The organism is Staphylococcus massiliensis (assembly GCF_043186315.1).
Classification (GTDB): Bacteria; Bacillota; Bacilli; order Staphylococcales; family Staphylococcaceae; genus Staphylococcus; species Staphylococcus massiliensis.
Genome location: NZ_CP171119.1, coordinates 816,163 through 829,698 on the forward strand (window position 1 = coordinate 816,163; position 13,536 = coordinate 829,698).

At 37.5% G+C, this 13,536-nt stretch carries 12 protein-coding genes; 9 read left to right on the forward strand and 3 right to left on the reverse strand.

Annotated elements, in window-relative coordinates:
* Positions 1-115: 115 nt before the first annotated feature.
* Positions 116-466 carry a hypothetical protein gene (locus ACF3N8_RS03795; RefSeq protein WP_238094110.1) on the reverse strand — a complete coding sequence of 117 codons (351 nt, stop codon included), beginning with the start codon at positions 464-466 and terminating at the stop codon, positions 116-118.
* A 107-nt stretch (positions 467-573) separates the two neighbouring features.
* On the reverse strand, positions 574-957 hold the full coding sequence (locus tag ACF3N8_RS03800) for a hypothetical protein (protein WP_238094111.1): 384 nt from the start codon (positions 955-957) through the stop codon (positions 574-576).
* Positions 958-1,272: 315 nt separating this feature from the next.
* Between ACF3N8_RS03800 and ACF3N8_RS03805 the strand changes: the two genes are divergently transcribed.
* The 8 genes from ACF3N8_RS03805 (at position 1,273) to ACF3N8_RS03840 (ending at position 11,368) form a co-directional block, all read left to right on the forward strand.
* Complete coding sequence (locus ACF3N8_RS03805; protein WP_009384110.1) at positions 1,273-2,652, forward strand: cytosine permease; 1,380 nt, start codon at positions 1,273-1,275, stop codon at positions 2,650-2,652.
* On the forward strand, positions 2,649-4,022 hold the full coding sequence (allB, locus tag ACF3N8_RS03810) for an allantoinase AllB (RefSeq protein ID WP_009384109.1): 1,374 nt from the start codon (positions 2,649-2,651) through the stop codon (positions 4,020-4,022). The genes ACF3N8_RS03805 and allB overlap by 4 nt, the downstream gene beginning before the upstream one ends.
* 218 nt (positions 4,023-4,240) lie before the next feature.
* Entirely contained in the window at positions 4,241-5,752 is a 1,512-nt protein-coding gene (locus ACF3N8_RS03815; RefSeq protein ID WP_238100889.1) for a DUF6583 family protein, read from the forward strand.
* A gap of 31 nt (positions 5,753-5,783) precedes the next feature.
* Complete coding sequence (locus tag ACF3N8_RS03820) at positions 5,784-6,941, forward strand: ABC transporter permease (RefSeq protein ID WP_238100906.1); 1,158 nt, start codon at positions 5,784-5,786, stop codon at positions 6,939-6,941.
* Entirely contained in the window at positions 6,938-7,852 is a 915-nt protein-coding gene (locus ACF3N8_RS03825; RefSeq protein ID WP_238100890.1) for an ABC transporter permease, read from the forward strand. The genes ACF3N8_RS03820 and ACF3N8_RS03825 overlap by 4 nt, the downstream gene beginning before the upstream one ends.
* A gap of 10 nt (positions 7,853-7,862) precedes the next feature.
* A complete protein-coding gene (locus ACF3N8_RS03830; RefSeq protein ID WP_009384105.1) occupies positions 7,863-8,522 on the forward strand; it encodes an ABC transporter ATP-binding protein in 660 nt (219 codons plus the stop codon).
* Positions 8,523-8,764: 242 nt separating this feature from the next.
* A complete protein-coding gene (locus ACF3N8_RS03835) occupies positions 8,765-9,820 on the forward strand; it encodes a PTS transporter subunit IIC (protein ID WP_392450281.1) in 1,056 nt (351 codons plus the stop codon).
* Between the two features lie 153 nt (positions 9,821-9,973).
* Positions 9,974-11,368 carry an amino acid permease gene (locus tag ACF3N8_RS03840; RefSeq protein WP_009384103.1) on the forward strand — a complete coding sequence of 465 codons (1,395 nt, stop codon included), beginning with the start codon at positions 9,974-9,976 and terminating at the stop codon, positions 11,366-11,368.
* A gap of 76 nt (positions 11,369-11,444) precedes the next feature.
* Here ACF3N8_RS03840 and ACF3N8_RS03845 read toward each other — a convergent pair whose 3' ends face one another.
* A complete protein-coding gene (locus ACF3N8_RS03845; RefSeq protein ID WP_238100891.1) occupies positions 11,445-12,689 on the reverse strand; it encodes an aminoacyltransferase in 1,245 nt (414 codons plus the stop codon).
* Positions 12,690-12,920: 231 nt separating this feature from the next.
* Between ACF3N8_RS03845 and ACF3N8_RS03850 the strand changes: the two genes are divergently transcribed.
* Positions 12,921-13,475, forward strand: a complete 555-nt coding sequence (locus ACF3N8_RS03850; protein WP_009384101.1) for a GNAT family N-acetyltransferase — start codon at positions 12,921-12,923, stop codon at positions 13,473-13,475.
* The last annotated feature ends 61 nt before the right edge of the window (positions 13,476-13,536 follow it).

The window sequence follows — 13,536 nt, forward strand, 5'->3', positions numbered from 1 at the left end:
TTGGGAATTGTTTATAATTAAGCTACCAGTTTCTTTATTTCACCATTCTCCCAAGCATATATAAAATTTTGCATACTAAAAGCACACCTTATTTTCTTTAAATAGGGTGTGCTTTTTAGTCTAGAAATGGATTATATCTGAATGATTGAAAGCCTCTCGTAAACCCATCCACAATCTCATTTAAATGTGCGATACCATCAACTGAAATAATAAGTAAGCACATCAGCATCAATACTCTATAGATGTATTGCTTTTGTGAGAGTTTACGTTTTGCAACATATGTTTTTTCAAAAAGATACGTAAGAATTAAAGATAAAACGATTACTGTCTCTAAAATGTAGATATCGCCAAACTGGAAAAAGACTTCGCCATGATTAAATGGGAACGTACAAGTTCGAAAAAGCATAAGTATAACCACGCTTGCAAAAGATACAGATACAATTCTGAGCCATGCAAATTTAGTCATGAATTATACTCCTTTTCTTAAATAAATCAAAATAAAGAGGAAGTTATGAGTGCTTCATACATCACAACCTTCCTCTTAGAATACGTACCTAGAACGGTACGGTTGGCTTACCACCAACCATTAGCGATACGGAATTGAACAGCAGCATCGATTGAACCATAGCGTTCTTTAGCGTAATTAATCATGCCTTTAGTTTGTTCTTCAACTGTTCCCGTACCCCAAGCTTCTTTAGTTTGACCTAAACCTTTGTAGCCTTGAGGACTTACTGCATTAGGGTCGCCTCCAGATTCTGGCAGTACAATGTTTTGCCACATTGCTTCTGTGCCGCCTGCTTTAATGAAGCGATCATGCACTGTACTAGTTTGATCTACACCTTGTTGTTGTGTAGCCGCGTTTGATTGCGTTTCAGCTGCTTCTAATTGGGTATTCGCTGTAACACCTGTTGCTAGAATTCCGATTGTTGCAGTTGTTGCAAATAATAACTTTTTCATAGTACTAAGTCCTCCTTGAAATTTTATATCTCTTTGTTCATTGAGGTCATATTTATGATGTTAATGATAACTATAACACCTGAAGAGTTTTCATAGGTTACACCATGGTAAAAACGTTATATCATTTATTTCAAAGTGATTAATGAAATGAAACATTATTGTTATATTTAATATACATGCACAAAAAATTTTGTGACATTCTTGTTTAAAAGCTCATTATATCAATATATACTTAATTTATAATTTTAATTTTAGTTGTCATTTTCTAGTAATACATCACAATAATTCGAATATTAATATAAGGGATGATCTCATATGCGACGATTCAAAGATTTTAATCACGATCATCATGCTCATAAAATGACACCATTTAATTACTTTACGATATGGATGGGTGCGGTACACAATATTCCTAACTACGCGATGGTAGGTGGCTTTCTCGCATTGGGTATCTCACCGTTAATGATATTCATTTCTATTATGTTAAGTGCGCTATTCATCGCGTGTTTCTTAACACTTAACGGTATCATGGGGAGTCACAGGCAGCTCGACTTTTCACAACAACTTCAAATGTCCTTTGGTCAAAAGGGGGCATTATTTCCCGGGATATTACGTGGCATTATCGTAAGCATCATGTGGTATGGTCTTCAAATCTATGCAGGCGCTGAAGCCTTAAACTTAATTCTTAAGGATATGCTGCCAAGTATCATGCGACCGCTCGCTGACGTTTCATTTTTAGGTATGAATGGATCGCTTTGGATAGCATTTCTTCTATTCTGGCTTATCAATATCGGCGTTGGTTACGGTGGCGAACGCGCGTTAAATAAGATTACGATGTGGATTCCTGTGCTCGTCTTAATCACGTTTGTAAGTATGAGTGTTTGGGCACTTTCAGCTTCAGGTGGCTTCGATACGATTATGAGTTATCGTTACGACAGTGGCTTAGAACATCACCAAACGTTATTTGTAAGTTTATGCATCATTTTGAATGCGATGTTGAGCGTTTGGATTGCGCCGATTTCAAGTGTGTCCGACTTCACCCAACATGCCACTTCATCAAAAGGCCAAATCATAGGTCAATTTGTAGGTATTCTAACGGCTCACGTGTTGTTCGCATTTGCGAGCTTAACGATTCTAATTGGTGGTTCGGTTTACCTTAATCATAGCGAGTGGCAACTCATTGATATTATTCAAGCCTGGGATCATCAAAGCGTCAAATATCTCGCAATAGGCGTGCTCATTTTAACGACGCTTTCAACGAATGTTACGAGTAATATTATTCCAACGGCTTACCAACTTAAAGCGCTCACTAAGCATAAGTTGTCGTATCGTACAGGCGTAATCGTGGCAAGCCTAGTTTGCTTACTCATTATGCCTTGGAAAATGATGGCACATAGCCAAAGTATCTTCACGTTTTTAAATATTATTGGTGCGTTCTTAGGTCCTGTCGTCAGTATTCTCGTTATCGATACTATACGTTTTTTAAAGGGGCGACTTTCTACTCATAAGCGCGTGCCTCATTATGAAAAGCGAGCCCTTACCTCTGTTATTATTGGTATATTCAGTTCTTTAATAGGATTTGTGCCGCTGTTCGAAGCTTTAAAATCTTATCAACTCTTGTTAGGTTTAGTTGTAAGTTCAGTGATTTATACGATGTGTCTTTTCAAAAGGAAAAAGGAGGACTCAAGTCTATGACGAATCGTTTATCGATTATAAATGGAACGGTATTGTTACCGAATCAAGCTAAAGTTACGAATATTAATGTAGAAAATGGTAAAATCGTTGAAATTGGAGACGATATTGCGCAGTTTGGACGAATTATTGATGCTAAAGGTTTGATTGTGTCACCAGGCATGGTAGATGCGCACGTCCATATTAGTGAACCAGGTGGCGGCGTCAGAGATTTATGGGAAGGCTATGAAACTGGTACGAGAGCAGCCGCAAAAGGCGGTGTTACAACGTTTATCGAGATGCCGCTAAATCAGATTCCTGCGACAACAGACCACGCATCGTTTATGACGAAACTTAAATCAGGTGAAGGTAAATTGACGGTTGATGTCGCGAGTTACGGTGGCGTTGTGCCATACAATTTAAATGGTGGCATTCAGGAACAACATGAAGATGGCGTTGTTGGGTTTAAATGCTTCTTAGCGACATGTGGCGACCCTTCGATTGAGGGTGACTTTATGAATGTGGACGACTATAGTTTATACGAGGGCATGAAGCAGGTTAAAGCGACGGGTAAGACGCTACTTGTTCATGCGGAGAATGCGGCTATTACGGATAAGTTGCAAGAACGCTATTTAAATGAAGGTAAAACATCGATGACCGACTATGTTGATTCACGACCAGTTATTGCTGAGGTAGAAGCGATACGAAAAGTGATCCTGTTTGCGAAAGAGACAGGGTGCCCGGTTCACATCGTGCATGTTGCGTGTCATGAAGGCGTTGAAGCGGTCGTTGCTGCGCGTCGAGATGGTGTCGATATCACGTGTGAAACGTGTACGCATTATTTATACTTCGCTAAAAGCATGTTGAACGCGCTCGGACCTGTTGCGAAGAGTGCACCTCCGATTCGTGAAGCCGACCAACGTGAAGCGCTTTTCAAAGATTTAATTAACGGGGACATTTCCTTCGTGACGTCAGACCATTCACCATGTACACCTGATCTTAAGGATACGGACAATGCATTTAAGGCATGGGGCGGCATTAGTGGTCTGCAAAATGATGTTGATATACTCTTTGATGAAGCGGTCAATAAACGTGGCATGTCGTTGGTACGCTTTCAAGAAGTGATCGCGAAGCACCCTGCTGCTAAATTTAATCTGAGTGATAAAGGAACTATCGAAGTTGGTAAGGATGCGGATTTTGTGATGATTGATCCGAACCAAGGTTACACTTTATCCGAGGACGATTTGGAATACCGTAATCCAATGAGTCCATACGTCGGGATGCACATAGGCGCTCGTGTCGTTCGCACCATTTTAAGAGGCGAGACGGTATACGATATTGATGGCGGCGTGGCGTCACGTAAGCTTGGTACATTTTTATTTGAAAAGCCCTAAAGGTTTAATGGAGAACTTAGGAAGACGGTTGAGGCAAGTGCCTCAGCTCATTCTTAAGTTCTTTTTTATTTCTAAAGAAAAACTAACTCATATTTTAAGCTTTAATATAAATATTTTTAAGTGATGTTTAATATTAATGAATTTATTTAATAAGCGTAGTACAAAAGTACTTCGAAATTTGATATGATGTATACATCTAATTATTAAGGGGTGACATCATGTCGAAAAAAGCAAAGATCATCATTGGGGTTGTTTTAGCACTGCTTTTAGTAGTAGGTGGCGGTAGTTTATTTGCATTCTTTTCAAAAGTAAACTCGCCTAAGAACAGCTACTTGTTAAGTGAACAAAAGACAATGGAAAAATTTAACGATTATTTAGAAAAACGTTATGATAATGAATTTAAATTTATGGAAGAAATGAATGATAATTCGTATCAAAGTAAGACATCATTTAGTTTAGATTTATCAGATGATGTAATAGATTCATTAGAATTACCTAAATCTGTGGTAGATGCGACGAAGCTTGAAACAGTGGTAGCGCATGATTCAAAAGATAAGAAGTCACAAATTGCGTTAACACCAACTGTTGCTGATAGTAAAGTTGGTACGTTTGAGTGGGACGCTGATGCGGATAATCAATATTTCAAATCGCCACTTTTTGACGATATATTCAAAGTTCCTAACGATAAAATTAAAGATACATATGAAGAATTATTAGGTGAATCTATCGATGAAACACAAGCTGGAGAACTTAACAATGATTCATTAAACTTAAATACGATTTTAGGGCAAACGGTTTCTCGTGAAGATGTTAAAAAAGTAGATAAAAAGTACCAAGAAAAACTCATCAATAAGCTTGATGATGATAACTTTTCAAAAGAAAAAGAAAAGGTTGATATCTTTGGAGAAGAAAAAGAACTTGATAAGTTAACGATGAAGCTTTCTAATAAAGAAGTTAAAGAAACAATTGTGTACGTATTAGAAGAAGCGAAAAAAGATAAAGAGCTTAAAGAGGTACTTGCGAACGCACAAAATGACAAAGATTTCGATAAGTCTTTAAAAGATATGATTAAAGAAGCTAAAGATAAAAAAGCGTCAGAGTATCCGAAAGTTAACTCAGTGATTTACGTTGAGGACGAACAAGTTGTGAAACGTGACTTAAAATTAACGCAAGATGACACAACGCTTCGTTTACATGGAACAAGTAAAATCGAAGATGACAAGTTACGCGTCGACTATAAGTTCGGTGACGAAACGAAATATAACGATGGTACATTTGAAATTGAAATTAAAGGTGAATCTAAAGGTAAACCTTCTGAAACTGTGAAGGATGACTATACGATTCGTGTGGATGGTTCAGATATCGAGTCTAAGTTAGAATTTAAGAACGAAAATAGCCATGACGGCGATAAAACAAGTGATGAAGGTACGGTTAAAGTATCTGTCGACTTAGATCAATTCGTATTAGATTTCAAGAGTGAGCGTCAAACGGATCTTAAGAACAATTCGATGAAGACGAATAGCAACTTTAGTTCAGACATGGATGGTTCTCAAGTAGGCGTTAACGTCAAAGATGAAACGAAACTTAAAGAAAAAGTGAAGTTCGATACAAAAGGTGCTAAGAACTTAAACGGTATTTCAGAATCTGAAAAAGAAGATATTTTATCAGAGATTGAAGAAAATTTTACTAAAATCGCTGGAGACATTATTGAAAAAGCAGAAGATAAATAGATAGCTAAAGGAGTGGTAAAAAGTGAAAACAATGCGTTTGTTTTTCATTTACCACTCTTTTTTATTAAAGAAGTGGTATTTAATTGTTTATATTTTAGGGCTTTTCCTAGTGTTGTTAACGTCATCCTTCGCGATTCAATCAGTTAAGCAAGACGACAAGCGATTTGATATCGGGGTTGTGAATTTGGATGATGCTGAGGAAACGCAGATGATTTCGAAGCAAATTACGGAAACGGCACACTTGGGCAAGCATTCAAAGATTATAGAGATGACACAAGATGAGGCTGAGCGTGCTTTGGAGGCGAAGCGAATCAAGGGTTATGTGGTGTTTGAACGAGATATGATGGCGCGTTTCGCGGAAGATGGCGACTTGCCCATAACCGTCCATACGTACGATAAGTCTTCTTTAGATGCCAAGATGATTTATAGTGTTACGGATTCAGTGTATCAACGGTTTATGATGATGATGGGCGGCGGACTTGCGTATCAAGATTTGAGCACGTCTGACAATGATGAGGATTTGACCCAGATGTTGATGGATTTGTTGGTTAAAGGACTCAATCAAAAGGGTGCCTTTGAATTAGAAAGCATTGAACTGTATGATACTGCGCAATATTATACAGTGTCCTTGTTCGTCGTATCTATGTTTATACTTATGTCGACGATGGTGTCGATATTGAACATGAATCAATCGCAAGCGCTACAAGATCGTATGGCAATGTATCACTTCGCGAAAGAGAAGATCATCTTTGTGAACGTAACGATTGCGGCGATATATACGTTAATCTGGGCGATTATCGGATTGGTATTAATTGTGAATGGTATGGATGTCGCATATGAAGGTTATAACTTAGGACCTTTAATTGTTTTAGTAAGCTACAACATATTGTTGTTATATATGTTGTTTATGCTGATTGAATTAATCGAGCGTGCTTTTGTGAAAATGATTATAAAGGTAAGTTTAATGATTTGCATAGTTGTATTATCTGGCGCTACGATACCTTTTGTTTATTTGAAAGATACTGTAGGTGGCGTGCTTCAATACCTGCCGTTTCAATATGTGAATGAACAATTTCTAGAGCTATTATTACACAATTACTTGATTGATACGCCAATAGCATTTGTTTGTGTAATAGGGTTGCTTGGTGTGAGCACGTGTGGCGTATATGTGTGGAGGTATTTACGATGAAAGCAATTTTAAAGTTACTTACCTTTCATTCAGTGAAAGCACATATCTTATTTATCGCCATCTTAGTGTCGGCGGTGATTATCATGCACATGTTGAGTTCGCGTTTAAATCAGGTCGTACAAATTCCTATAGGGGTTCAAGACTTAAACCAAACTGAAGTGTCTCAAGCGTTTGTGGATCATATTAAGACATCAAAGGTTTTAAACGTTAAGCAAGTTGATAAGGCTGAGCGTGACTTAAAGGTGATTGTTTCGCGTAAAGAAGCGGTCGTAGTCGTCCAAATTCCAGAGGATTTCGATAGCCTGATTAAAGAGCAAGATTTAAAGGAAGCACTACCGATTTATGCGGCTGAAGGTTTTATAGGTAAACTTGGGATTGAGCTCATAAGTCAATCGTTATATCAAACTGAGGCGCCATACATCTTAGCGCTACATTTAGAGGAGGAAGATGTATCAGAATCTGATATTAAACAGACGTTAAAGGAACGTATGCCTACACCAATTTTAGAGCATGAAACGGCACATAAACATTCGTCGACGCATATTGAAGCGGGTATTGTGATGACGTTGTTGACACTAGTAAGTAGTCTTCAAGTTGTGTTGTATCACCGGTTAAACCAACCATTGGCGCTAAGTCGCATGTATATGTTTAAAGGTACACGCTTGAAATTACATTTCTTATATACATTAATCATGTCGTTGATTGTTATGAGCGTATGTTTCCTTACCATGATAGTATTTCAATTTAATGTAAGTATATGGTTTTATGTCATCAGTTTTGGTATGATTTTAATTTATGAATTTGGCCTTAGTGTATTAATATTTATAGTTCGGACATTAAGTCATCGTATTTTTATGGCTTTTGTATATGCATGTATCGTTGGTTTGATTTGGTTAATGATTCAATTGTAGGTGAGAAATGATGATAGAAATTCGACATGTATCTAAAACGTATAAACGAAAAACGATTTTTAAAGATTTGAATACAACCTTTCATGATTCCACGTTAACTGTGTTACTTGGTGAAAATGGGGCCGGTAAGTCGACATTGTTACGCATGATTGCAGCGCTTGAAACTAAAGATAGCGGTGACATTTTATATGATGGTCGGCCATTAAGACAAAAGGACATTCAAAAATTAATTGGCTATATACCGCAAGACATAGCGCTATTTGATCATCTGACGGTTGATGAAAATATTGCGTTCTTTAAATCGCTGAATCAACATCCTGTTTCAGATGATGTGATAGATGGCTTTTGCGAAACCATGCATTTAAAGGAGCGACGCGTACGCGTATCCCAATTATCTGGTGGTACGAAGCGGAAAGTAAATATTTTAATTGGTTTACTTGGTAATCCAAAGGTGCTCATATTAGACGAACCAACTGAAGGTATTGATTTAAAATCGAGGTATGATATCCATCGCTTGTTAAATGAATTAAAGGAAACATGTTTGATTATATTAACGACACATCATATCGATGAAGTTGAAGCACTTGCGGATAAGATTAAGTTAATTGGTAACAATCCATTTTATGAGACAGTTTTGCATAAACAAGGATTTGTATACGAAAATTGTTAAATGAATTATTAAATTTGAAACAAGAGTAATTTTTAGATTCAGTTCTAAATTTTACTCTTTTCTTATATTTTTGCTTTGAAAATTTAAGTTTTATTTTTTAAATAATGTGATAACTAAAGGATTTTAACCCTTATTTAGTTTCTATTTAAAATAATATTAATTTTGTGACTATTTATAAATGTATTTTTATGAATTTGTTTATGTGATATATTTAGGCATAACTTTTTTCAAGGAGAAAATATATGAAATCAATTAACTTTAACAAGCACTTGAACCGAGTGCTCCATGGTATGGCTATAGCTATTGTAGTTGGTTTAATACCAAATGCAATACTTGGCGAGTTATTTAAATTTCTAGCAAGTTTTCATCCCGTATTCAAGATCGTACACGAATGTATTTTAGGTATTCAATTCACGGTTCCTTTACTTGTTGGTGCACTCATTGCGACGCAGTATAAATTCCATGCGTTGCAAGCTGCTACAGTAAGTGCGGCAGCCTTTATTGGTAGCGGTATTATTAAAATGGATGGTAAAACTGCAACTTTAGAAGGTGTAGGTGACATCATTAATGCCACTTTGACTGCTGGAATTGCAGTGTTTGTAATACATTTAATTGGTAATAAATTAGGAAGTTTAACGATGATTCTAATGCCGACGTTCGTTGCGACAGGTGTTGGTTTAATCGGGTTAATGACGTTACCTTTCGTTAAATTAATTACAAGTGCGATTGGTAATGTCGTTAATAGTTTAACAAGCTTACAACCTGTAATTATGTGCATGCTTGTTGCAATTATATTCGGTATCTTAATTGCATCGCCAATATCGTCTGTTGCGATTGCGATGGCAATTGGTATATCTGGGCATGCAGCAGGTGCCGCAAGTTTAGGTATTACGGCTTGTTCATGGATGTTAGCGATTGGTGCGATTCGCGTAAATAAAATCGGTATTCCAATTGCGCTTATTTTAGGTGGTATGAAGATGATGATGCCTAATATGATTAAGCATCCAATCATAATGTTGCCGATAGCATTATCTGCGGCATTAACAGGCATGATGGGTAGTTTTATTGGCATTGAAGGTAACAAAGAAACAGCAGGATTTGGTTTTATGGGACTAGTAGGTCCGGTAAACGCGATGAAATACATTGATGGTTCAATGATGATGAACCTGCTTACGATTGGATTTACGTATTTCGTCTTTCCTGGCGTGATTTCGTACCTTGTTCACTTGATACTATGCCATGTGTTAAAAGTCTATCCGAATAAAATATTTAGATATGAACTTGAAGATGAAGACTAGCAAGAAATTTAAAATGCGTGCTTGAGGCGTTTAGACGTCTCGGGCACGCATTTTATTTTAAATAAAAATTTAATAGAAAAATTAATAAAACTACATACACTTTTATAAATTTCATGTATAATAATGGCATGCTAATGGTAGGAGGAAGACATCATGAATTTACTACGAAAGAAGAATTTTCAACAATTAGCACAACGACCCTCAACATTGAAGAAAGCGTTGAATGCGTTTGATTTAACGATGCTTGGTATCGGTGCCATTATTGGTACGGGTATTTTTGTATTAACAGGTACAGGTGCGTTAACGGCAGGACCAGCTTTAATGGTTTCGTTCGTTATTGCAGCTTTAGCATGTTGCTTTGCCGCATTATGTTACGCAGAATTTGCTTCTATGGTTCCTGTCGCAGGTTCGGCATACACGTACGCTTATGCAACGTTAGGTGAGATCGTCGCGTTTATAATCGGTTGGGACTTGATCCTTGAATATCTACTTGCAGTAAGTAGTGTTTCAGTAGGTTGGTCAGGTTACTTTCAATCGTTATTAGATGGTTTCGGTATGCATTTACCAACAATGTTTACAGGTGCACCTGGTACAAACCCTGACGGTGAATTTACACTATTTAATTTACCTGCGTTCGTAATCATTATGCTCATCACGTTACTGATATCAATCGGTATTAAAGAAACGAAGCGCGTGAACAACATTATGGTAGTGGTTAAAGTTTCCGTTATCCTCTTGTTCATCGCAGTCGCTATCTTTTACGTGAAGCCTGCGCAGTGGTCACCATTTATGCCATACGGTTTCCAAGGCGTCTTTACCGCTGCAGCAACGGTGTTCTTCGCGTTTATAGGTTTTGATGCGGTAGCTTCAAGTGCTGAGGAAACGATTCAACCTGAAAAGAATTTGCCTAAAGGAATTCTGTTCTCATTAGGTATTTGTACAGTATTGTATATCATCGTATCAGGTATTATGACAGGCGTTGTACCATTTCTAGAATTTGAACGTTACATCGATCATCCTGTTTCTGCTGTCTTAAAGGTAGCGGGGCAAAACTGGGTTTCAGGTGTTATAGATGTAGGTGCAATCCTTGGTATGACAACGGTTATGCTAGTAATGTTATATGGTCAAACACGTATCATGTTTGCGATGTCACGTGACGGCTTAATCCCTAACATATTCCAGAAGGTAAATCCTAAGTTCGGTACGCCATTTGTTTCTACATGGATCTTCGGTTTAATTTCAGCTGTGTTAGGTGCATTTATTCCTTTAACACAACTTGCTGAACTCGTTAATATTGGTACGTTGAGTGCCTTCATTCTAGTAGCGATCTCAGTTATCGTATTACGTAAAACAGAGCCTCATTTAAATCGTGCCTTTAAGTGTCCAATGGTTCCTGTAGTACCGATTCTAGCGGTCTTGTTCTGTGGATTCTTAATTCTCAACTTAAATCCACTCACATGGTTACGCTTCTTAGTATGGTTACTCATCGGTGCAGTCATTTACTTCACATATTCCGTGAAACATTCTAAATTGAAAGATGCATCTTAACGTCTCACATCCATTTAGGAGAATGAATATCATATAAAAACTACCTGCAAAATGAAAAATTGCAGGTAGTTTTGTGTTAGTGTTTGGTTTTCATTTTCATGAGGTGGTAGAGGATAGGACGATGTACTTTGATAAAGTCGCCTACATATTCTTCAACATGAGCGTTGAACCCTTTCTTAAAGTATTGTACGCCGACATCATCAGCATCTTCATCGAAATCACCCGTAATGCCGTAGAAGTTAAATCTTGGTAGGCCCTGTCTTAATGCATATTGAATCATTTCCCATTGTAAGCGGTAAGCGCCCATATAGGCGTTGTATCTCGGGTTCGACCCGCTTGAAAAGTAATAAAGTTCATCGCCATTATCTATGTAAATAGCCGCAGCAAGATGTAATATATCTCCTTCACGCTCTCGTAAACGCTCGGTATTATGAATCTTACGTTTAACACTCTCGTATTGTTGACGTACTTGTTGGAACTTCACTTTATTTCGTTTAGAATTCGGTAATTCATCTAGCGCCTCAACAACATCGTTATATTCGATTTTTAGAATGGTAAAGCGACGTTGAAGTGACTCAAGATAATGATTTAAATCGATATAGGCAAGTTTCATCTTAATCTGGTCTTCAAATATATCTTGAAGTTTTAAGAAATAATCTTTTGAACGAAACTTAAAGCCGTGCTTTGTTTCAGCAGCTTTAAATAATCGATAGAAGATATCCGTTTCGTCATATGAAAGCGTACGAACTTGTACGCCCATTTCATAAGTTTTCTTGATATTACGTCTCGTTTGGTAATCCATATCGTCAAGCAGTTCGTGTTCGTGCTTGCCTTTTAAATCGAGGACCGATAACCAACGAATTTGACTCGTCTCGGAGTAACCGACCGTGTAACCTTGGTGCTTATAACCAAGCTTTCGAATTGTGTGCGCCCAAGCGCGATTGTCGAATGAATGCGTTATTTCGCCATGTGATGTGCGTATATTCTCAAGTTGATACGGATCGATTCTCGTATAAAGTGCGCGTTGCTTTTTCAAATAGGCATTAAGCGATTTAAAGAAGAACCTTACAAGTTTTACATCCGAATAGTCCATCATAGGCCCTCTTTGGCTATAGAAGTATTTGAAATATTTAAGTGCGCGCGTCGCTGTGAAAAGCCCTGCAGCGATAATGGTGCCATCGTGGCTTTTGACGCCGAGAAGATGAACTTCAAGATTATGGTTCTTTAAGTAATCATAGTGAATACGAGATTGCGCGAAATGTTTATTGGTCTGTTGTAAAAATTGACTATATTCATCCGCCTCTAACTTGCAGAATTTCAAAGGGTAAACCTCCTTCTCTGATCGTATCGTATAACACAAATATTTAATTTAATTATAGTCTATACACTTATGTGATAAAAGGTTAAATGTACTAGAATTTGATTACAAAATGAAATCATTTTCATGACAAAATATAACGGATTAAATTACATCTTTTGAAAATTAAATATTTAAAATTAAAGAAGTGTTATACTTAATGTGATTAAATGAGCGCGTTAGGTGGCGAGGATGATGACAATTCAGGATGGTATTTCGTTAAGTGAAATTGGTTTCGACGAGATGAAAGCTTTATATTATTGGAAGTATGAAGAACCGCTTCAAGCGGCTAAGAAGTGGAACGGTCCTTATATTAAAGAGCCTTTAATGACCTTTCATACTTATATTAAATCCTTTGAAAAGTCACGGTATATTGAAGGAAATGTTAGAAGCGCGTTTGCGATTAAACATCTGGACCGTGTAATAGGTATGGTCGGTTGTCATTATGAGGATACGTCTTCGAAATGGCTTGAAATCGGTATTGTGATCTATGATCCTGATTACTGGGAGCAGGGGATTGGTCGGTACGTGTTTAAGCTCTGGATCGATTACCTCTTTGAAAATACAAGCGCCCATAGGATTAGTATTTCGACGTGGTCGGGTAATACGCGCATGATGAAACTAGCTGAACGTTGCGGTATGGTGCTAGAGGGGCGGTTACGTGAGGCGCGCCTAGTTAACGGCTTGTATTATGATTCGATTAAAATGGGGATACTTCGAAAAGAGTGGTCGGCAATGAAGGGTTTGTAGAAAGAGGTTTAGGTGGTATATGGGCAGTTTGCGTCGGAATGGAGGAGTGAAACCGTTACAA